This window comes from Variovorax sp. UC122_21, from assembly GCF_044056785.1.
Lineage (GTDB): Bacteria > Pseudomonadota > Gammaproteobacteria > Burkholderiales > Burkholderiaceae_C > Variovorax.
The window spans coordinates 929484-949046 of the sequence record NZ_CP172003.1 but is presented as its reverse complement, the minus strand read 5'-3'; the positions used below and the strand labels follow the sequence as shown (position 1 = coordinate 949046).

Annotated in this window: 17 protein-coding genes and 1 pseudogene; 6 read left to right on the top strand and 12 right to left on the bottom strand. The window is 69.9% G+C overall.

Going from position 1 to position 19563, the window contains the following annotated elements; translation table 11 throughout:
- Nucleotides 1-33: 33 nt before the first annotated feature.
- From ACHMXE_RS04845 to ACHMXE_RS04825, 5 genes and pseudogenes are all read right to left on the bottom strand, one after another.
- A complete protein-coding gene (locus ACHMXE_RS04845; protein WP_395347475.1) occupies nt 34-423 on the bottom strand; it encodes a hypothetical protein in 390 nt (129 codons plus the stop codon).
- A gap of 88 nt (nt 424-511) precedes the next feature.
- Nucleotides 512-1292 (bottom strand): annotated as a pseudogene (locus tag ACHMXE_RS04840) (ABC transporter substrate-binding protein); the annotation flags it as partial.
- Nucleotides 1293-1342: 50 nt separating this feature from the next.
- Nucleotides 1343-2446, bottom strand: coding sequence for an ABC transporter ATP-binding protein (locus tag ACHMXE_RS04835; protein WP_203206502.1), 1104 nt, complete (start codon nt 2444-2446; stop codon nt 1343-1345).
- Nucleotides 2447-2459: 13 nt separating this feature from the next.
- Nucleotides 2460-3014, bottom strand: coding sequence for an SIS domain-containing protein (locus ACHMXE_RS04830; RefSeq protein ID WP_203206503.1), 555 nt, complete (start codon nt 3012-3014; stop codon nt 2460-2462).
- Entirely contained in the window at nt 3011-3871 is an 861-nt protein-coding gene (locus ACHMXE_RS04825; protein ID WP_395347056.1) for an NADP-dependent phosphogluconate dehydrogenase, read from the bottom strand. Before ACHMXE_RS04825 ends, ACHMXE_RS04830 begins: the two co-directional genes overlap by 4 nt.
- 237 nt (nt 3872-4108) lie before the next feature.
- Between ACHMXE_RS04825 and ACHMXE_RS04820 the strand changes: the two genes are divergently transcribed.
- Nucleotides 4109-5086 (top strand): MurR/RpiR family transcriptional regulator, encoded by a 978-nt coding sequence (locus ACHMXE_RS04820; protein ID WP_203206505.1) that lies wholly within the window; start codon nt 4109-4111, stop codon nt 5084-5086.
- Between the two features lie 7 nt (nt 5087-5093).
- Here ACHMXE_RS04820 and ACHMXE_RS04815 read toward each other — a convergent pair whose 3' ends face one another.
- The 6 genes from ACHMXE_RS04815 to ACHMXE_RS04790 all read right to left on the bottom strand — a co-directional run bounded on the left by ACHMXE_RS04815 (nt 5094) and on the right by ACHMXE_RS04790 (nt 10710).
- Complete coding sequence (locus tag ACHMXE_RS04815; protein ID WP_209542234.1) at nt 5094-6725, bottom strand: hypothetical protein; 1632 nt, start codon at nt 6723-6725, stop codon at nt 5094-5096.
- A 100-nt stretch (nt 6726-6825) separates the two neighbouring features.
- Nucleotides 6826-7536, bottom strand: a complete 711-nt coding sequence (locus ACHMXE_RS04810; protein ID WP_395347055.1) for an MOSC domain-containing protein — start codon at nt 7534-7536, stop codon at nt 6826-6828.
- Nucleotides 7533-8225 carry a glutamine amidotransferase gene (locus ACHMXE_RS04805; RefSeq protein ID WP_395347054.1) on the bottom strand — a complete coding sequence of 231 codons (693 nt, stop codon included), beginning with the start codon at nt 8223-8225 and terminating at the stop codon, nt 7533-7535. The genes ACHMXE_RS04810 and ACHMXE_RS04805 overlap by 4 nt, the downstream gene beginning before the upstream one ends.
- Nucleotides 8226-8256: 31 nt before the next feature.
- Nucleotides 8257-9051 (bottom strand): aldolase, encoded by a 795-nt coding sequence (locus ACHMXE_RS04800; RefSeq protein ID WP_209542356.1) that lies wholly within the window; start codon nt 9049-9051, stop codon nt 8257-8259.
- Nucleotides 9052-9070: 19 nt separating this feature from the next.
- A complete protein-coding gene (locus ACHMXE_RS04795) occupies nt 9071-9727 on the bottom strand; it encodes a glutathione S-transferase family protein (protein WP_395347053.1) in 657 nt (218 codons plus the stop codon).
- Nucleotides 9727-10710 carry a tripartite tricarboxylate transporter substrate binding protein gene (locus ACHMXE_RS04790; RefSeq protein ID WP_209542230.1) on the bottom strand — a complete coding sequence of 328 codons (984 nt, stop codon included), beginning with the start codon at nt 10708-10710 and terminating at the stop codon, nt 9727-9729. The genes ACHMXE_RS04795 and ACHMXE_RS04790 overlap by 1 nt, the downstream gene beginning before the upstream one ends.
- 99 nt (nt 10711-10809) lie before the next feature.
- Here ACHMXE_RS04790 and ACHMXE_RS04785 point away from each other — a divergent pair, with 99 nt between their 5' ends.
- The 4 genes from ACHMXE_RS04785 to ACHMXE_RS04770 all read left to right on the top strand — a co-directional run bounded on the left by ACHMXE_RS04785 (nt 10810) and on the right by ACHMXE_RS04770 (nt 17735).
- Nucleotides 10810-11331 carry a helix-turn-helix domain-containing protein gene (locus ACHMXE_RS04785; protein ID WP_203206512.1) on the top strand — a complete coding sequence of 174 codons (522 nt, stop codon included), beginning with the start codon at nt 10810-10812 and terminating at the stop codon, nt 11329-11331.
- A gap of 105 nt (nt 11332-11436) precedes the next feature.
- Nucleotides 11437-14796: a glycosyltransferase gene (locus ACHMXE_RS04780; protein ID WP_209542229.1), complete on the top strand. Its 3360-nt coding sequence runs from the start codon at nt 11437-11439 to the stop codon at nt 14794-14796.
- 142 nt (nt 14797-14938) lie between these two features.
- Entirely contained in the window at nt 14939-16012 is a 1074-nt protein-coding gene (locus tag ACHMXE_RS04775; protein WP_209542355.1) for a cupin domain-containing protein, read from the top strand.
- Between the two features lie 670 nt (nt 16013-16682).
- Entirely contained in the window at nt 16683-17735 is a 1053-nt protein-coding gene (locus ACHMXE_RS04770; RefSeq protein WP_209542228.1) for a hypothetical protein, read from the top strand.
- A gap of 33 nt (nt 17736-17768) precedes the next feature.
- Here the strand turns inward: ACHMXE_RS04770 and ACHMXE_RS04765 are convergent, their stop codons facing one another.
- Nucleotides 17769-18527, bottom strand: coding sequence for a hypothetical protein (locus tag ACHMXE_RS04765; protein ID WP_209542227.1), 759 nt, complete (start codon nt 18525-18527; stop codon nt 17769-17771).
- 241 nt (nt 18528-18768) lie between these two features.
- Between ACHMXE_RS04765 and ACHMXE_RS04760 the strand changes: the two genes are divergently transcribed.
- Nucleotides 18769-19563, top strand: a complete 795-nt coding sequence (locus ACHMXE_RS04760; protein WP_209542226.1) for a CHAP domain-containing protein — start codon at nt 18769-18771, stop codon at nt 19561-19563.

Sequence of the window (19563 nt, the reverse complement as noted above, 5' to 3'; positions counted from 1 at the left end):
GATGCCGGGGCGCCGCCGCCCCGGTGGCCCCGCTCACTTGCCGTACTCGCCGGTGTCGCGCAGCAGGTCGTTCACCTTGGCCGCGCGGTCCTTGGCCATCGCCTCGATTTTGGTCGAGGTGCCCTTCGAGTTGATCGACTCGATGATGACCTCGCCGATCAGGTCGCGCGCCTCGCCCACGGCGCTCATGAAGGGCTTGTCGGCCGGGTAGCCGTTCTTCGCCGCGAAGGTGCGAGTCTCGACCAGGCCCGGGTTGACCTTGGCGAGCACCGCCTTGTCCTCCCACACCGAGGAGCGCGCCATGGTGATGTTGGCGAGCATGGCGCGCGTCGCCAGGTCCTTGCCGGTGGCCCAGTCGAGGAAGGTCTTCGCGAGGTCCTTCTTCTTCGACTGGCTCGCGATCGACATGCCCCAGGCCGTCACGTAGAACGGCGAGTTGGTGACCGGTCCGGCCGGGAAGTTCGGCGATGCCTATCTTGTCGGCGCCGATGGAGGTCTTCGCGGGATCGACGAGCTGGCCGTAGAACACCGAGGCATCGGTCCACATCGCGACGCGGCCGGCCTGGAACAGCGGCATGATGTTCTCCCACGACATCGAGGTCACGCCCTTCGGACCGTAGCTGCCGACCACCTTGCCGTAGTAGCGGATCGCATCGACCGCGCCCTTGGAATCGAAGGCCGCCACGCCCTTGTCGAGGTACTGGCCGCCGTGGTTGTAGACGTAGCTCGACAGCTGCGTGACGGCGGCCGCGCCCTTGCCCGCGCGCCGCGAGGCCGGCCACGCTGTCGGAGTTCAGCTTCTGGGCAGCGGCGGCGAGCTCGTCGAAGTTGGTCGGCACCTTGAGGCCCGCGGCGGCCAGCAGGTCCTTGCGATAGAACAGCACCTGCCATTCGGTCACCAGCGGGACGATGCTCGGCTTGCCGCCGTAGGTCGACACGCTCATCGCGGTGGCCGGGTAGTCGGCGAAGTCGTAGCCCGCGAGCGGCTCGAACCAGTTGTTCTTCGCGAACAGCTTGCCTTCCTGCAGCGGCCGCGTCATGAACACGTCGACCGACGAGGACTTGGTTGCGAACTCGGTCGTGAGCTTGGTCGAGAGCTGGCTCTCCTGCAGGCTCTCGGCATTGACCTTGATGCCGCTCTGCTTCTCGAACTCGGGGATCGCGGCCTTGAGCAGCTCGCCGTAGGGATGGTTGGCGAGCAGCACGCGGATCTCCTTGGTCTGCGCCAGGGCCGGGCCGCCGATGCCGAGCGCGAGCGCGGCGAGCAATGTGGTCTTGAGGGTCTTGTTCATGGTGTCTCCAGTTGAAAGGGGCGCCTTCTTTGCAAGGGCGCTCGGGTGCGTCAGCCGATCGCGAGCGCGGTGGCCGGGTCGAACAGGTGCGATTTCTCCATCTTCACCTTGAGCCGCAGCACATCGCCCACGCGCAGCGGCGTGTCGGGCGTCTCCATGCGCGCGACGATCGAGTGCGCGCCGCAGCGCAGGTAGGCGAAGATCTCCGAGCCCAGCGTCTCCACGACCTCGGCCTGGGCCTCGAAGCCCGTGGCCGGGTCGAAGGGCGCGTCGGCGCGCGCGAGCGAGATGTCCTCGGGCCGCAGGCCGAAGACGACGTCGCGCCCCGCGTGCGCCTGCAGCGGCTGCGCCAGGCGATCGGGCAGCGCGAGCCGCAGGCCCGGTGCCTCGACGTACAGGCGGCCGTCGGTTGGCTGCAGCTTCGCCTCGAGGAAGTTCATCGCCGGCGAGCCGATGAAGCCCGCCACCAGCCGGTTGGCCGGGCGCGAATACACCTCCATCGGCGTGCCGCTCTGCTGCAGCACGCCCTTGTTCATGATGAAGATGCGGTCGGCCATCGTCATGGCCTCGACCTGATCGTGCGTGACGTAGATGATCGTGGTGCCCAGGCGGCGATGCAGCTTGCTGATCTCCGCGCGCATGGCCACGCGCAGCTTGGCGTCGAGGTTCGACAGCGGCTCGTCGAACAGGAAGAGCCGGGGCTTGCGCACGATGGCGCGGCCCAGCGCGACGCGCTGCCGTTGGCCGCCCGAGAGCTCCTTCGGCTTGCGCTCGAGCATCTCGCCCAGGCCGAGCACGTCGGCCGCCTCTTCCACGCGCTGGTCGATCTCCTTCTTCGGCATCTGCCGGATCTTCAGGCCGAAGCTGATGTTGTCGCGGATGTTCAGGTGCGGATAGAGCGCATAGCTCTGGAACACCATCGCGATGTCGCGGTCCTTCGGCGGCATGTCGTTCACGCGCGTGTCGCCGATGTAGATGTCGCCCGAGGTCACGCTCTCCAGGCCCGCGATCATGCGCAGCGCCGTGGTCTTGCCGCAGCCCGAGGAGCCCACCAGCACGGCGAATTCCTTCTCCTCGATGCGCAGCGAGAGGTCGTCGACGACCTGGGTGTTCCCGAATCGCTTGACGACGTTCTTCAGTGTCACGCCTGCCATGTCGTGCCGCCGTTCACTGCAGGTTGGCGTGGCGCGCATCGAGCTGCGCGTCGGCCACGCCGAGCCGCTGCTGCACGTGCCAGGCCAGCGCGTCGCCCAGCAGCAGGATGGCCTGCTCGAACAGCGAGCCCGCATGCTGCACTGTGCCGACGCCGTGGCGCACGGGCAGGCACAGTACGGTGTCGGCGCCCTCTGGCGGCTGGCGCACCGTGGTGACGAGCGCCACGGTGGCACCGGCCTTGCGCGCGACGGCGATGTGCTCGAGCGTGGCCTTGGTCCTGGCCGAGGCCGACACCGCCACCAGCAGGTCGCCCGCGCCGATCGCGGGCGCGGTCGGCTCGCCGGCCACGTGCACCTGCACGCCGATGTGCATCAGCCGGATGGCGAGCGCGCGCACCATGTTGCCCGAGCGGCCCTGGCCGCTGAAGAAGACGCGGCTGGCGCCGAGCACGGCCGAGGCCAGCGCGCCGAGCTGCGCATCGTCGAGCGCATCGAGCACCTGCCGGTGTTCCTCGATCACCGCGGCATAGCGCGCGCGCAGCGCGGCGGCGGACGACAGCCCGTTCATGCGGCCGCCTTCACGACCGCATGGCCGCCGATCTCGCGGCGCAGCGCCGCGATGCTCTTCATCGTGGGCGAGTCCTCCTGCTGCGAGCGGAAGCGAGCCTGCAGCGCGGCCGAGATCGTCGGCGTGGGCACGCGCAGGCGGATCGCCTCCTCGAGTGTCCAGCGGCCCATGCCCGAGTCGGCCACGTGGCCCTTGATGCCGGGCAGCGCGGGATCGGCGTCGAGCGCATGGCACAGCTTCTCGAGCAGGTGCGAGCGGATCGAGCAGCCGCCCTGGTAGGCGTGCAGCGTGGCATTGATGTCGACCTGCATGTCGGAGGCCATCAGCAGCTCGTAGCCTTCGCCATAGGCCTGCATCAGCGCGTACTCCACGCCGTTGTGCACCGCCTTCGCGAAGTGGCCCACGCCGCTGCCGCCGACGCGTGCATAGGCGCCCGGCGCGGCCAGCGCCTCGAAGACGGGCACCAGCCGCTCGAAAAGCGCGGGCTCCGCGCCGACCAGCAATCCGCAGCCGTCGCGCGCGCCCTGCGTGCCGCCGCTCACGCCCGCGTCGACCAGCGTCACGCCGCGCTCGCGCAGCGCGGCCGCGAGGCGGCGCGTGTCGCGGAAGTCGGAGTTGCCGCCGTCGACGATGGTGTCGCCCTCTGCGAGCATCGCGCCGAGCGTCTCGATCAGCGCGCAGGTGCCCTGGCCCGGTGGCGTCATCAGCCACACCACGCGCGGTGCCTTCAGTTGCGCGACCAGCGCGGGCAGGTCGGCCGCGACCGCGATCCCCTTGGAGCGTGCCGCATCCTGCGCGGCGGCCTGGCCGTCGTGGGCCAGGACCTGGTGGCCTGCCGCATGCAGGCGATGAACCATCGCGCCACCCATCCTGCCGAGTCCAACGAATCCGATTTCCATGTCTGTGTCTCTGTCTCCAAGAATGGGCGTGGAGTAAAGCACAGCGAAAGTGAAGCACAAAGAAGTAAATTCTTTTCAGGAATCGGCTTCGGAAGAAACCCATTTTCCGAGGGCACGCGGGCGTTTTCAGGGGGCTTCGGCGTGCCCGAAAACGCTCAGGGAAATCCCTTGGCACCGAGGTCTTACGATGCAGCGATGAACGACCGAAGGAGACCCCCGCGCGCCCCCGCGCAGGACCACGAGAACGGCACCGCCGATCATCCCGCACCGGCGCCGGACGACACGGCGAATGCATCGAGCGGCGTGCCGCGTTCGCACGTGCAGCTGCGGCTCGAGGGCGTCTACGGTTCGCTGACGCCCGCGGGACAGAAGCTGTGCGACTTCATCCTGCAGCACCCCGAGCAACTGCTGCACATGACCATCACCGAACTCGCGCAGGCGGCCGGCGTCAGCGATGCGACGGTCACGCGCCTGTGTCAGGCGGTCGGCTACCTCGGTTTCTCCGAATTCCGCGTGCTGTTCGCGCGCGACCAGGCCGTGGCCCATCAGCGCGCGGTGGGGCAGCTGAAGTCCACCGATGCCTCCGAGGAGATCCGCGACAAGGTGATCGCGGGCACGGTCGCGAGCCTCAACGACACCTGCACCACGCTCGACCTGCGGGCGCTGCAGCGCGCGGCCAATGCGATCGCGAAGGCGCGTCGCGTCGATGTCTACGGCGTGGGCGGCAGCGCGGCCGTGGCGCTCGACATTCGCCACAAGCTGCTGCGCCTGGGCATTCCGATCACCGCGCATTCGGATGTCGACATCATGGCGATCTCGTCCTCCACGCTCTCGGCGGACGACGTGGCGATCGGCGTGAGCCACACCGGGCGCACCGAGCCGGTGGTGGCCGCGGTGCGGCGCGCGCGGCTCGGCGGCGCTGGCACCATCGGGCTCACGCATGCGCCGCAGTCGCCGCTCGCGGAACACTGCGATGCCGTGCTCGCCTACGCGGCCAAGCGCACCGCCTTCTCGGCCGACTCGCTCACCGGCCGCATCGCGCAGCTGGTGATCGCCGACATCCTCTATGCCACGATCGCGAGCTCGACCTACGAGCAGTCGGCGCTGCTGGTCGACCAGGCCAACGTACTCGCCGATTCGCGCCGCATCGGCGCGCGGCGCCGGGCCGAATGAACCGCTGCTAGCGCGGCTTCGACGACATCTCCCACACATCCGGCGTGGTCGCGACGAGGCCCTTGAGGTCGGTCCATTGCTGCGCTTGCGGCAGCGCCGTGCGCCCCTGCACCGCCGCCGTCGCGAAGGCGACCATGCGGCCGCGCACGCGGTCGAGCTCCTGCTTCGGCCAGGTCTCCATCGAGTGCGGGCCGCGCGAGACGACGATGTCCTTGAGCCCGCGCACGCGGTCGTAGGCCGCGACCGTGCCCTCGAGGCTTTCTGCGCGGTCCCACAGGCCCTTGGCGAAGAACACGGCGGGCCACTTCGGCATGTTCGCGAGCACCGCCGAGTTGGGATAGAAGGCGACGTAGTTGTCGGCCGCCATGCCGCTGAGGAAGAGGTTGCGGTCCGCGAGGTCCGGCGCCTCGGGCAGGTAGCCCGCGCCGCTCACGAACGAGGCGTAGAGGATCGCGCCCTTGATGTTGGCGTAGCCCTTGGGCGCGCTGCACTGCACCGTCGGCATGTCGTAGCTGCAGCCGCCGGCGTAGTTCTTGGTCATGGCCCAGCCGGTGGTCATCGAGCCGCGCGAGTAGCCCAGCAGCAGCAGCGGGATCTCGCGAGACTTCATGCCGGCCATCAGCTTGCCGGCCGCCGGCGCGCCCGCGAGCTCCTGGCCCGAGGCCATCAGCACGCGCAGGCCGCGCCCGCTGTCCATCTGCTCGAGCACGCGGAAGATGTCCTCGCTCTGCTCGAGCGTGTTGGTGTCGCTGAAGCCGCCCGACAGGCCTTCGCCGCGCCGGTCGTAGGCCAGCACGTCGAAGCCCGCGCGGTTCAGCGCATGCAGGTGGTCGCGCCAGAAGCGCATGCCGGGGCCTTCGGTGGTCGCGTTGGGAAAGCGCACCGAGGTCGCGCGGCGCGTGGCGGGATCGACGCGCACCGTCACCTCGTCGGGATGGTCGATGGCCGTGAGCTGGCCGCCGCCGCCCGGGCTCATGATCACCAGTGCGCGCTTGCGGCCGCCGCGCCCGTCGTCGACGCCCGCGCCTTCCACGTACCAGCCGCGCAGCTTGATGTCGCCCTGCATGTTGAGCTTGAGGCGCTCGAGCGGATCGCGCGGCACGGTGAACTCGACCACGTGCGTGCGGCCGTTCGCCTCGGCCACGGCTTCGTTGTAGGGCGCTTTCGCGAAGAAGCCCGGCTTGCGGATGTCGCGCAGGTTCACCTGCCCGTCCGAATCGATCTTGCCGACCGGATCGACCATGCCGGTGACGCGCGTCGCACGCTCCTTGTTCGGCGGCAGCCAGCGCTGCATCTGGTCGTTGATGCGCTTGAAGCAGGCCGCGTCGCTCTTGCATGCGGCCCAGCGTTCCTTGAGCTTGGCGTCGGTGAACTCCTGCACGTGGAAGTCGCCCGCGTAGCCGGCGGGCGCGTGGGCGGCCGTGAGCAGCAGGGGCACGCAGCGCGACGTGCCGTCGGCTTGGCGCAGCGTGTAGCCGGGCAGCTCGGCGTTGCGGTCGGTGCCGACCCAGGCCTTGCAGTCGGTGGGCGGCACGGCGCGCGCGACGGGCGTCGAAGAGTTGGGGGCGGTGGTGCAGGCGGCCAGCGCGATGCACGCGGCGATGGCGGCGGCAGCCGGCCGGAATGTCGGGAAGGGCATGTGTCTCCTGTGCGCGGGTTTCTCCCGCGGTCGATGTCACATGTTCGCGGATGGCGCTGTCAGTCGGCTGTCCATCGGCTGCGGGTATTCCCGCCTTGCGTCAGGCTGTATCGGCGTCGGGCACGCACAGCCGCGGTGTCCAGTCCTCGACCTGCCGCGAGGCCGCGCGGCGCCGGAAGGTGGCGCGCCAGCGCTCGGCGAGCGCGGGCAATTCGGCCGCGCGTTCCCACTCGGGCGCGAAGCGCTCGTCGCGCGCGAACAGCAGGGCAATCAGACGCGACAGCGGCCACTCCGAATGCGGCCGCTCGACCAGCGCGATCGATGCGCCGCGTTGCACCGCGCCGGGCTGCAGCACGCGGTAGTACCAGCCGGTGCGGCCGCTGTCCTGCATCTCGCGCGCCATGCCCGGTTCGCCGAAGCGCACGTCGAGCTTCCAGCAGGGCTGCCGGCCCTGCGACACCTGCACCAGCGCCTCGCCGAGCCGCAGCACGTCGCCGATGCAGACGCTGGATTCGTCCCAGCCCATGGTCGAGAGGTTCTCGCCGAAGGCACCGGGCGCGGCCAGCAGGTCGTGGCGGCGGCTCCATGCGGCCCAGGCGGCGTAGTGCTCGCGCGGATAGTGGTGCACCGCCTTCTCGGGGCCGCCATGGATGCGCAGGTCGGCCTGCGCGTCGCCCGCGAGGCCGGTGGCCGAGAGCCACAGCGCATCGTCGCTCGGCGACTTGACGATGCCGCTTTGCGTGCGTCCATCGGCCAGCGGCGCGACGGGGCCCGTGAGCAATGCGTCGATGCGCATCGGCGCCAGCGTCATGCGAGCTGGCCCAGCCAGGCGCGCAGCATCGCCGAGGCGCTTGCTTGCGGCGCGTTGCCCTGTGCGGCGCTTCGGGCGCGCAGGGCCGGAACATCGATGCCGGCCTGCGCGAGCTCGCAGGCATGGCCGATGAGCCAGGGTTCGATGCGCGCGGGATCGGCCTCGGGATGGAACTGCAACGCGAGTGCGTTGCGGCCATGGCTGAAGGCCTGGTGCGGCGTGAGCGGCGTGCTCGCGAGCAGCTCGGCGCCCTCGGGCAGGTCGAAGGTGTCGCCATGCCAGTGCAGCACCGGCACATCGGCCAGCGGCGCGAGGCACGACGCCTGGCCGGCCGCGCTCAGCGCGACCGGCGCCCAGCCGATCTCCTTGGTGCCCGAGAAGTACACGCGCGCGCCGAGCGCGCTGGCCATCAGCTGCGCGCCCAGGCACAGGCCCAGCGTGGGCCGGCCGAGCGCGAGGCGCGCACGCAGGCCCGCGATCTCGTCGTGCAGGAAGGGATAGAGGCCGGTGTCGTAGGCGGCGATGGGGCCGCCGAGCACGACGACCAGGTCGGCCTCGCGCCATTCCGCGGGCTCGAGCGGCGAGACGCCGGCCTGCCGGTAGTCGATGGTCCAGCCGGCCTCCCGCAGGACCGGCGCGAACAGGCCGAGGTCCTCGAAGGCCAGGTGCTGCAGCGCGATGCATCGCATGGCGGGCTCCTCTATCGACAGGCGATGGAACTCAGGCCGCGCGCAGGCAGTCCGCGTTGCGCGGGTCCTTGAGCGAGCGGCGCGCGTAGTACTCGAAGGCCACGGTGTTGCGGCGCGGGCGCACGATCCAGTCGTGCGCTTCCTTCGCGAGCCGGTGGTCGATCGGCCGGATGGTGCCGGCCGCGGCGGCCAGCAGGTGCATCCTGGCAGCGCGTTCGAAGGCGATCGACAGCACGCAGGCCTCCTCGATGCTCGTGGCCGCCACCAGCAGGCCGTGGTGCGACAGCAGCAGCGCGCGCTTCTGGCCGAGCGCGGCCGAGATGAATTCGCCCTCCTCGTTGCCCACGGGCACGCCGGGCCATTCGCCGACGAAGGCCACGTCGTCGTAGAGCACGCAGTTGTCCATGTGGCTGATCTTCAGCGGCTCCTCGAGCATGCCGAGCGCCGAGGCATGCAGCGCGTGCGTGTGGATGATGCAGTTGACGTCGGGCCGCGCGCGGTACACCCACGAGTGGAAGCGGTTCGCGGGATTGGGCATGCCCGCGCCGTCGAGCACGTTGAGGTCCTCGTCGACCGTCAGCAGGTTGTCCTCGGCGATCTCGTCGAAGCCCAGGCCCAGGCGCTGCGTGAGGTATTCGCCGGGCTTGCCGGTGCGTGCCGTGATCTGGCCCGCGAGGCCGGAGTCGTGCCCGTTGTCGAACAGGATGCGGCAGGTCAGCGCGAGCTTCTGCCGCGGCGTGTAGCGGCTCTCGGCGAAGTGCTGGTCCATCTGGACGATGGATTGAGCGACGAGTTCTTCCTTCGCGAGTTCGAAGGTGTCTTGCAGCGCCATGGGATGGTTCTCCTTAAGGGGTTTCTTGGGTCGAGAAGTTCTTCTCGGGATGTCCGGGAAAGAGGGCCTGGTAGCCGTCGAGGTCCTCGATGCGTGCGAGCCAGCCGCGGATCGCCGCGAAGCCCTGCAGCTCGATGCCGCCCATGGGCGCGAGTCGCGTGTAAGGGTACAGCGCCACGTCGGCGATGCTCGGATGCGCGTCGGTGGCGACCCAGGCGTCGGGGCGTTGCCGTTCGAGCCGCGCTTCGAGCAGCGCGAGCGCGGCCAGGGCCTCATGCCGATGGGCGCGGAATTCGGGGCTCGCGGGATCGCGGTCGCGGTGCAGCGCCAGGTGCAGGCGCAGCTTCGCGAGCGGCTTCATGTGGCGCTCCTGCTCGAAGGACAGCCAAGTCAGCACGCGCGCCTGCGCGAGCGGCTCGGCGGGCCACCACGGCGAGCCCTGCGCGAGGAAATGGAGGATCGCCATCGATTCGGCGATGCAGTGGCCGTCGTCCAGCTCGAGCACCGGCACCTGCGCGAGCGGCGCGATCGCGAGGAAGTCGGGCCGGCGCAGGTCGCCGCGGTCGATCGAGCGCGTGTGCCGCTCGAGCGGCACGCCGAGCAGGCCGGCCATCAGCCGCACCTTCCAGGCATTGCCCGAGCGCAGGGTGTCGTGGAGCTTCATGGCCATCAGTCGACCTTGGTGCCCGCGGCGCGCACCACGCGCGTCCACTTCTCGGTCTCGGCGCGCAGGTGCTTGCCGTAGGCGGCGGCGCCCGTGGGCAGCGGCTCGATGCCGAGCTCGGCCAGGCGTGCCACCAGGGCAGGGCGCTTGAGCGCGCGCGCCAGCGCCTCGTCGACCAGCGCGACCTGCGCCGGCGGCGTGCCGGGCGGTGCCAGCAACGCGTTCCACGAACCGATCTGGAATTCGCCCAGGCCCTGTTCCTTGCTGGTGGGCAGGTCGGGCACTGCGGGGTTGCGGTGGTCGGCGGCGATCGCGAGCATGCGCAGCTTGCCGGCCTTGGCCTGCGGCTGGATCACGGGAATCGCGTCGATCACGATCTGGACCTGGCCGCCGAGCGCGGCGTTCACCGCCTCGGCGCCGCTCTTGAACGGCACGTGAAGGATGTCGCTGTGCGTCGCGAGCTTGAACAGTTCCAGCCCCAGGTGCGGCGAACTGCCGTTGCCGGCCGAGCCGAAGTTCAGCGTGCCGGGATTCTTCTTCGCGTAGGCCGCCAGCGCGGGCAGGTCCTTCACGCCATCGAGGCCCGCGACCGCGAGCACATAGGGCGAGTTGCTGACCAGCGAAACGGGCGTCAGCGCCGCCGGGTCGTAGCCGAGCCGCGCATAGATCATCTTGTTGACCACCTGCGTGCCCACCGTGCCGAGCAGCAGCGTGTAGCCGTCGGGCTGCGCCTGCGCCACGGCCTGCGCCGCGATCGAGCCGCCCGCGCCGGGACGGTTGTCGATCACCACCTGCTGCTTCAGCTCCTCGCCGAGCGCCTGGCCGATGAGCCGGCCGGCCATGTCGGTGATGCCGCCGGCGCCGAACGGGATCACCAGCCGGATCGGCTTGGAGGGATAGGGCTGGGCCTGGGCCGCCGCGCCGACGCAGGCCAGCGTCAGTGCGAGGACAGGGGCGATCCAGCGGCGGAACGGCGAACGTGCGGACATACCATACTCCTGTGCGGCGCGGGATCGGCCGCGTTGCGTGTGCGATCGAGGGTCGAGAAACAAATTTATTTTAGGACACAAGTGTCCTAAAGAGAAGCCATGTCCATCAAGTTGAAGTTGTTGCGGGTCCAGACCGGGCTTACGCTGGAAGGGTTGGCGCAGGCCACCGGACTGACCAAGAGCTACGTGTCCAAGCTCGAGCGCGGCGTGTCCACGCCCTCGGTGGGCGCGGCGCTCAAGCTGTCGAAGGCGCTGGGCGTGCAGGTCGAGGAGCTGTTCGCCGAGTCGTCCGAGGAGGACCCGGTGGTCATCCACCGCCAGCAGCCGGCGGCCGCGGGCGGCGCGGCGCGGCTGGTGTCGGGCTCGCTGCCGGGCCATCGCATGGTGGCCTTCGTGCTGCACCCCACCGACGAGCCGGTGCGCAACCATCCGATGAGCCACCACGAGGGCGAGGAGATCCTCCACGTGCTCAAGGGCCGCATCACGCTGCAGCTCGCGAGCCGCACCGAAACGCTGTCGGCCGGCGACACCGCGCACTTCAACGCGGGCATCCCGCACAAGATCACCTCGGTGGGGAAGACGCCGGCCTCGGTGCTGCTGGTGATCGCGCAGGCGGAGTGAGGGACTGAACGCCGGGCTGCGATTTCAGTCCTGCCGGCTGTGGCCCGTCGGGCCTTGCGTCGGAAGAATCGTCGGGCTCCGAGTCCGCCCGCGCAAAGCCTTCCAATGTCCACGCTCCCCACCTTCACCGCCGCTCGCGGCCTCGCCCCCAAGAGCTCGTCCGCCTCGCAGGCACCGGCGTCGCGCGCCTGGAGCGTGCATGCGCCCTTCGTCGCGCTGCTGCTCGAGCACACCCGGCCTGCCATCGTCGTCGACCTGGGCGCGGACGGCGGCGTGCCGGGCGCCACGTTCAGGCAGTGCATCGCGCGCGGCGCGGCCTGCCATGCGGTGGACACGCGGCTCGCGGGCCACCGCGAGGCGGCCGCGGCCTTCGCGGACGGCAGCATCGACCTGCTGCACGTCGATGCCGGCGATCCGGCCCGGCTGGCCACGCTGGACCTCGCGGCGTGGCGCGCCAAGCTCGGCCCGCGCGCGCTGGTGCTGGTGCACGGAACCCGCGCCAGCCGCAAGCTGCGCCGCCTGTGGGCGCTGCTGCGGCAACGCCATCCGTCCTTCGAGTTCGAGCAGGGCCTCGGGCTCGGCGTGCTGTGCCTCGGGCCGCGCGTGCCGCCGCTCGACGGCATGCTCGCGCGCCGGATCGAGGGCCAGGCGCAGGAACTCGAACGGCTGCGCAACCAGGCCGCGGACGCCACGGCCAAGCGCGAGCGGGCCGAGGAAATGCTCGAGACGCGGCACTTCGAATCGCTCGAGAAGGACGTGGAGATCGCCGAGCGCGATGCACGCATCCTCGCGTTGAAGGCGCATGCCGTGGCGCAGGCCGCGCGCATCGACAGCTTCGAGGGCAGCCTCGGATTGCAGCTGGTGGTGTTCTACGGCGGGTTGCGGCTGCGCGTCTTTCCGGCGGGCACCCGCCACGGCGATTTCTACGAGCGCTGCCGCGGGCAGCTGCTGCGGCTGGTCCGGCGCTGGGTCGCACATCGATCGGACCGGCGCGCGCTCCCATCGCTCGAAGCGATCGCCGCGCTGGCCCCGCGCGATTTCGCGCGGCAGCGGCCCTGGCTCGCGCCGCTCACGCCGCTGTCGCGCCAGAGCCTGGGCGCACGCATCCTCATCGTCGCCGAGCTGTCGCTGCCGGCCTGCAAACGCTACCGGGTCGACCAGAAGGTCGACATGTTCGAGCACCTGGGCCTGGAGACCACGGTGCTCGACTGGCGCGACGCCGAAGCATGCCGCGCGGCCTTGCCGTTCCATGGCCTCCTGATCCTCTATCGCGTGCCGGCCGTGCCGCACATGGTGCTGCTGGCGACCGAGGCCCGGCGCCTGGGCGTGCCCAGCTTCTTCGACGTCGACGACCTGATCTTCGACTGGGACGCCTATCGGCGGCAGCTGCTCGCCTCGGGTGCCGCCTCCGATGGCCTGGCATCGGCGAAGGCGACGACGGCCCGGTACCGCCAGATGCTGAGCCATTGCCAGCATGGCATCGGCAGCACGGCCGCGATCGCGCGCGGCATGGGCGAGATCGTTCCGGGCAAGACGCACGTGGTGCCCAACGCGCTGGACGAGCGCATCCTCGCGCTCGCCGCGGAGCTCGAGCGGCGTCCTGTGAAGACCGATCCGCGCTTCGTCACCATCGGCTACGGCAGCGGATCGCGCACGCACGACGGCGATTTCGGCATCGTGGCGTCGGCGCTGTTGGCCGTGATGCAGCGCCATCCGCAGGTGCGGCTCGCGATCCACGGTCCGCTCGAGCTGCCGGCGCCGTTCCGGCGCTTCGCCGACCGGGTATTCCAGATCCCGTTCCTGCAGGGCGACGACTACCTGCGCGCGCTGGCCTCCTGGCAGATCAGCATCGCGCCGCTCGAGGACAGCCTGTTCAACGAGGCCAAGAGCAACATCAAGTTCATCGAGGCGGCGATCCTCGGCGTGCCGAGCATCTGCTCGGGCACGGCGCCGTTTCGCGAAGCCATCGAGCACGGCCGCACCGGCCTGATCGCCGACACGCCCGAGGAATGGGAGGCGGCCCTGACGCGGCTGGTGCTCGACGCCGGCCTGCGCCACGGCATCGCGCAGGAAGCCCGCCGCGCCGTGCTGTCGCGCTACCACCCGCGGGTGGTGGCCACGCGGCAGCTGCAACAGGTGGTGGAACCGCTGCTGCCCGCGCCTTCCACGCGGCTGAAGGTGCTGGCCGTGAACGTGCTGTTCGCGCCGGTGAGCTTCGGCGGCGCGACCGTGGTCGCGGAGCAGCTGTGCCGCCGGCTGCAGGCCGACGGCTGCGACGTCACCGTCTTCACCGCCATCCTCGGGTCCGAACTCGAGCCGTACAGCGTGATGCGCTACGAGGTCGACGGGCTGCCGGTGATCGCGGTGCAGGTGGCCGACGACACGCAGCGCGCGCTCGACTACGACGATCCCCGGGTGGGCGAGATCTTCGCGCGGCTGCTGAAGTCGCTGCGGCCCGATGTCGTGCATTTCCATTCGGTGCAGCGGCTCGGCGCGACCATGGCCCACGCCTGCGTCGACGCCGGCGTGCCCTACGCCATCACCTTGCACGACGCCTGGTGGCTGTGCGAGCGCCAGTTCATGGTGCGCGACGACGGCGCGTACTGCAACCAGAAGGCGATAGACCTGCGCGCCTGCTCCAAGTGCGTGCCGGACAGCGGCTTCACCTTCAAGCGCAGGTTCTTCCTCGGCGATGTGCTCGACCGCGCGAGCCTGCTGCTGGCGCCCAGCGAATTCCAGCGCGAGCTCTACTTGGCGAACGGCGTCGCGCCGCAACGGATCGCGGTGAACCGCAACGGCGTGCCGCTGCCCGCGCGCCCGCGGCCGGCGCGCCGGCCGGAATCGCCGTTGCGCATGGCCTACCTCGGCGGCCGCGCGGTGCACAAGGGCTACTTCTGGCTGCGGGAGATCCTGGCGGGCATGCGCGAGGGCGGTTACGAACTGGTCATCACCGACATCGCCCTGCGCACCGGCGCGGCATCCGTGAACGCCACCGAGTGGCGCGTGCCGGGCCGCGTGTGCGTGGTCGCGCCCTTCGAGCAGGCCGAGATGGACGCGTTCTACGACGACATCGACGTGCTGCTGGTGCCCTCGCTGTGGAAGGAGAGCTTCGGCCTGGTGGTGCGCGAGGCGCTGGCGCGCGGCATCTGGGTGATCGCGACCGCGGCGGGCGGTGTCGTCGAGGACATCGTCGATGGCGTCAACGGGCGCGTGGTCGAGATCGGCGACACCGATGCGTTCCGCGGCGCGATCGAGGACGCACTGGCCAGTCCCGATCGCCTGCCGCTCGGTGGCGTCAACGCGATGCTGCCGCGCATCCGCGGCTACGACGAGCAGGCCGCCGAACTCAAGGCGTATCTGCAGCGCATCGCAGCGCCGGAGGCGCGCGTCGTCGACACGACGCAGCGGGCGTGGCGCGCGCCGGTGATCCCGATCGCCGTGCATGGCGACGCTCCCGGCGCCTGAGGCGTAGGCCGAATGGCCGACCCGGAAATCGGGTCGTTACTCACGGATGGGAGGGGGCGGGACGCGGGGCAAGGGCTTACAAATCGCGGGTGGGTGCTTCGGGCCCATGCCACCACCCTTTCACCACGAATTCATGCTCTGGATGTCCTTCTCCTGCCGGCGCGGGCAGAACCCGCTCCCGTCGTCGCCGCATGCCGCGCCGCGCCGGTCCGAGCGGCCATCGGAGCGCTGGCGGCATGGCGATTCGGCCGCGCTCGCGGCCTTGCTGGCCAGGGAGGCGCCTCGCATTCCGGTGCCCGAGGCCACGCCCGCCGAATACGCGCCCGAGTCCCTGGTCCGCAGCATACGCTTCGAGCCGGCTCTGCATTTCCAGGTCGAGCTCGGTCCCCGCTTCTGCGTGCGCGTCGAGAGCCGGCGGCGTACGCCGCTGTACGTGGTCGGCGGCCGCGATTGCTGGCTGCAGGTCGGCAGGGAGCCGGCGCTGCACCTGCGGCATGGCGACGTGGTGTTCCTGCCGCGTGGCGATGCGCACCGTGTCTTCTCCGATCCCGGCCTTCCCGCGTCAAGCCTCGATGAACTGCTGGCGCGTTCCTCCGGCGCCGAGCGGCACGCGCAGGCGGGCGGCGAGCACAGCGTGTGGAGCGGCGGCTTCTACCGTTCGGTGGAACTGGCCACCCATCCGCTGGTGGCATCGCTGCCTCCCGTGTTGCATCTGCGTGCCGCGGATGCCGCGCCCTGGCTGCGCTCCATGGCGGACGCGGTGCGCTGGATGGCCGACCGCAGGGCCGGCGGCAACGGCGTGGGCGTGACCGAGATGCTGGTCGCGCTGATGCAGCATGCGGTGCTGGCCTGGTTGCGCAATCCCGAGGTGGGCATTCCCTTCGCGGGTTCCCCGGGGCTCGAGCTCTGCGATGCCAGGCTGCTCACGGCGCTCGAGGCGATCCATGACCGGCCCGCCGATCCATGGACGCTCGAATCGCTCGCCGCGCTGTGCCACATGAGCCGAACGGCCTTCGCCACCCGATTCCGCGCGCAGATGAATCTCTCGCCGATGCAGTACCTGGCGCGCTGGCGCATCCACCTGGCCTCGCGGCTGCTGCGCGAACGCCGGCTGACCCTGCAGCAGGCTGCCGATGCGGTGGGCTATTCGACCGGCGCGATCCTCGCGCGTGCCTACAAGCGCGAACTCGGGAGTTCGCCGTCGCACGTTGCCTAAGGGTGCGCCCATCCCCCAGTTGGATGAGGCGTGCGTCGGGCGCAACGCCGCGACGAAATTCCGTCGGCATGCGATCGATCCGTCACCAGGGCGCTGCTTCCGGCCCCTAAGATCCGGCCCGCAAGCACACGCAGGACGAGGAAGGCCGTGCAGCGCGCGCATCGCGGCATGCTCGGCCGGGTCCCCCCGAAGCTCGCTTTCACTCCCCCAATCGACGTGGCGCGCGGCGCGCTTTGACAGAAAGCATGCGTGAAGGTCATCTCCCGAATCTGCAAGGCCCTGCTGGGCGGATGCTGCTGGCTGGCCGCACTGGCCATTTCGGCCCAGCAGCCGCTGCCGGGCGTCCTGGGTCTCAGCTGAAAGATCGGACGGCCCGCCGTTCCGGCCGCGGCCTATCAGAAGATCACCGTCACCGAATTCAGGTCGGCTGCCTACGAGACGATGCGGACCGATCTCGAGCGCCATCTGCGGCCTGGCTCCGTGTTCGCGGTCCCCCCCAGGCAGGCACCCCTCCGATCGCCGCGGCCGGTGCCCACGCTGCCCGCCGTGACATGCGTGCAACAGCAGGAGAAATTTCCGCGCACTGACGACCTGCTCCGCCGGGGATCGCTTCTCCGGGCGAGTAAAATTTATTTACAACTACACACGGGACGAGGAGACATGGGGAGGCGTGGCCAACTCGCTTCCCTGTCCCGGCAAGACAACAATGAACACATCGCTTCGCCTGCTGCCGGCCGTCCTCGGGATCTCGGTCATCCTGTCTTCTTGCGGCGGAGGTGGCGGCGGAGCCGGCAGCTATGGCGGGCTGCCACCGGCCACGGCGGCCGCGCTGGCGACCATCGAGGAAGCCCGCAATCCCCCCGCGACCGTGCCCGATCCCGTCACCCGCCCGCTGCGGACAACGGTCTACACCTTCCAGTTGGGAACCGTCGATGCGAGCAGCTTCGACACCTTCTCGACGGAGCTCACGAGTCCCGCGCTCGCCGGCTACCTGCTGGATCGCATCGTCTTCGTCGATGCAACGGCGCGTGGCCAATGGCGGGCGATCTACCAGCGCAAGGGCCAGACGGCCCGCTACGAGCATCGCTTCGTCTCGACGGGCGCGCCGCTGACGCTGGCCGATTTCCAGGCGCAGGGCGCGGAGGGCTATCGCCTCACGCCGGGCAGCGGTGCCCAGCCGAAGAGTGTCTTCAGCAAGGTGTTCGGCGAAGCCATCCAGTACGGCTATGTCGATGCGATCAAGCTTCCGCTCGCCGCCGCGACGTCGCAGGAGCTGCTGCGGCCGCTCAACGACCTGGGCAAGCTGGGCTACTGCGGCACCCAGGTCCAGGGCACGGGCTTCGCGCTGGTGAAGGAAACGCCGTCGACCTCGCGCTGCGTCTTCGAGCTGGTGGCCGCCAAGTCCGGTGGGAACACCGGCTTCGTCGCGGAACAGAACGAGCAGGGCGCCAAGGGGTCGGTGTTCGTGACCTCGGCCCTCGTCGGCGAGAACGTGATGAACCTGTACGTGAGGGACGAGACGCAAACCTCCAGCTTCAAGTTCGAAGCCGTGGACGTGACGGCGACGTCCAGGCCGAACACCGTCGAACAGGCAGCGGAGCTGTTGGCCGTCCTCAATCGCGAAGGCGCGGTGGGGGCCAGGCCCTTGCGCACGTACCAGGACGGCGGGCGTCCCTACATCCTCTTCATGACGGCCTTCGATTGCAGAGGGCTGCTCTGCTAGCGCTGCCCTGGTGAAGCTCGTCGTCGGCGCAATCTACTGCCGACCCGCCGCCTTCACCGTGTCCTCCACCCGCCCCAGTTCGGCCTGAGTCTGCGGTCCGGCATTGCGCGCGCGCACGGCCGGCAGCACCCGGTTGGCCGTGGCGATATCCGGCGGCGTCCACGCGCGCGGATCCGTGCGCGACAGGAAATAGAGGACGTTGATCAGCCCGCTCGGCGACAGCTTGTCGAGCTGGTCCGCATCGAGCAGCTTCAGGGCCAGCGCGATCGCTTCGGCCGAATCGTTGAAGTCCCGCTGCAGGCGCCCGGTCGCGCGGCGGCGCTCGTCGGCACCGGCGGCATTCACCTGCGACACCAGCCGCACGAGCTCGGCGTTCTCGATGTTGGCGATGGTGGCCACGCCCTGCGCAGCGGCCTTGCGGACCTGTTCATCGGGCGACTGCTGCAGCCCCGCGAGCAGGCCCTCGGCTTCTTCCTTGGACAGCGCGAGCCGCACCATGGCCAGGGCCGCGTTGCGCTTGGAGCCGTCGGCCGCGCTGAGCTCGGGCACGAGGCCATAGACCCACTTGTAGCGCTCCACCCGCTCCTTGGACTCCTCGACGCTGGTGCTGCGCCGGCGCAGTTCGGCATCGAGCGCGGCGGTCTGCACCTTCAGGTCGGCCTCGCGCTGGTCGATCTGCTGCTTGGTCTGGGCGTTCCATGCCGTGAGCGCGATGGTGACCAGCGAACCGGCGATGCCCACCACGGTGGTGGCCCGCTGCAGCCACGATGCCTGGGAAGGAAGATCGCTCATGGGGAACCGGACGCGATGTCCGCCGTGCCGCAGGGAACCTGCCGATGGCCGTGACGGTAAGGCGCGCGTCCGGCACCGACCATCCTCCCGAGGAAGTAGAGCAAGCGGGATATAGGCGTGGGATGGCGGCGGTGAAAGACTCGAACCCACAACAACAAGAACATGACCCGCGTGCAACGGCGGGCATGTCAGTCGCACGGTGGATTCGAGGTCGATTCGATCAACTTGGGGGGACCATGCCATGCAATATCCCGGCCGCGTCATCAAGCAGGGCGAAACCGATGCCCGCATCGTCAAGGAACTCAAGAACCGGTTGAATCGGGTGCTGGTCCTGAAGGGCGGCGAAGCGGTCAAGCTCGATCCCCAGCAGCCGAGCTTCGGCCCGATGATGAAGAGCGCGGTCAAGCTCTTCCAGTCGCGCAGCGTGGACAGCGAAGGCCATGCGCTGAAGATCGACGGCGAGGTCGGCAGCATCACCTGGGCCGCGCTGTTCGGTGACGACCAGGTGCCCGTGTCCACCAGCACCACCGACGATCTGCTGAAGCGCGCATTGGTAGTCGCGTCGGGCGAGGAAGCGCGCCAGGTGCGCGAAGTGCCGCCCGGCTCCAACCGGGGGCCCGACGTGGAGGCCTACCTGCGCAGCACCGGGCTCGGCGGCGGCCACTCGTGGTGCGCGGCCTACGTCTACTGGTGCTTCGAGCAGACGGCCCGGCAACTCGGCCGCGCCAACCCCCTGTTCAAGACCGCGGGCTGCCTCGCGCACTGGAACGGCGCGCCTTCCAAGGGTGCGCGCCGCATCAACGCATCCGCGGCCAAGGCCGACCCGGCCGTGCTGCAGCCCGGCATGATCTTCATCATGGACCACGGTGGCGGCCTGGGTCATACCGGCCTGGTCGAGAGCGTGACGGGCGGGATCATGACGACGCTCGAGGGCAATTCGAATGTGGGCGGATCGCGCGAGGGGATCGGCGTGTTCAGGCTGACCCGCAAGGTCAACAGCGTGAACAAGGGCTTCATCGACTACGCGGGTCTCTGA

Excerpts from the sequence above, each read along its gene's own strand:
- ACHMXE_RS04835 (WP_203206502.1), bottom strand. The coding sequence starts at position 2,446 with ATGGCAGGCGTGACACTGAAGAACGTCGTCAAGCGATTCGGGAACACC.
- ACHMXE_RS04805 (WP_395347054.1), bottom strand. The coding sequence starts at position 8,225 with ATGCGATGCATCGCGCTGCAGCACCTGGCCTTCGAGGACCTCGGCCTG.
- ACHMXE_RS04775 (WP_209542355.1), top strand. The coding sequence starts at position 14,939 with ATGTCCTTCTCCTGCCGGCGCGGGCAGAACCCGCTCCCGTCGTCGCCG.
- ACHMXE_RS04825 (WP_395347056.1), bottom strand. The coding sequence starts at position 3,871 with ATGGTTCATCGCCTGCATGCGGCAGGCCACCAGGTCCTGGCCCACGAC.
- ACHMXE_RS04780 (WP_209542229.1), top strand. The coding sequence starts at position 11,437 with ATGTCCACGCTCCCCACCTTCACCGCCGCTCGCGGCCTCGCCCCCAAG.
- ACHMXE_RS04795 (WP_395347053.1), bottom strand. The coding sequence starts at position 9,727 with ATGGCCATGAAGCTCCACGACACCCTGCGCTCGGGCAATGCCTGGAAG.
- ACHMXE_RS04790 (WP_209542230.1), bottom strand. The coding sequence starts at position 10,710 with ATGTCCGCACGTTCGCCGTTCCGCCGCTGGATCGCCCCTGTCCTCGCA.
- ACHMXE_RS04810 (WP_395347055.1), bottom strand. The coding sequence starts at position 7,536 with ATGACGCTGGCGCCGATGCGCATCGACGCATTGCTCACGGGCCCCGTC.
- ACHMXE_RS04785 (WP_203206512.1), top strand. The coding sequence starts at position 10,810 with ATGTCCATCAAGTTGAAGTTGTTGCGGGTCCAGACCGGGCTTACGCTG.
- ACHMXE_RS04765 (WP_209542227.1), bottom strand. The coding sequence starts at position 18,527 with ATGAGCGATCTTCCTTCCCAGGCATCGTGGCTGCAGCGGGCCACCACC.
- ACHMXE_RS04830 (WP_203206503.1), bottom strand. The coding sequence starts at position 3,014 with ATGAACGGGCTGTCGTCCGCCGCCGCGCTGCGCGCGCGCTATGCCGCG.
- ACHMXE_RS04815 (WP_209542234.1), bottom strand. The coding sequence starts at position 6,725 with ATGCCCTTCCCGACATTCCGGCCGGCTGCCGCCGCCATCGCCGCGTGC.
- ACHMXE_RS04820 (WP_203206505.1), top strand. The coding sequence starts at position 4,109 with ATGAACGACCGAAGGAGACCCCCGCGCGCCCCCGCGCAGGACCACGAG.
- ACHMXE_RS04760 (WP_209542226.1), top strand. The coding sequence starts at position 18,769 with ATGCAATATCCCGGCCGCGTCATCAAGCAGGGCGAAACCGATGCCCGC.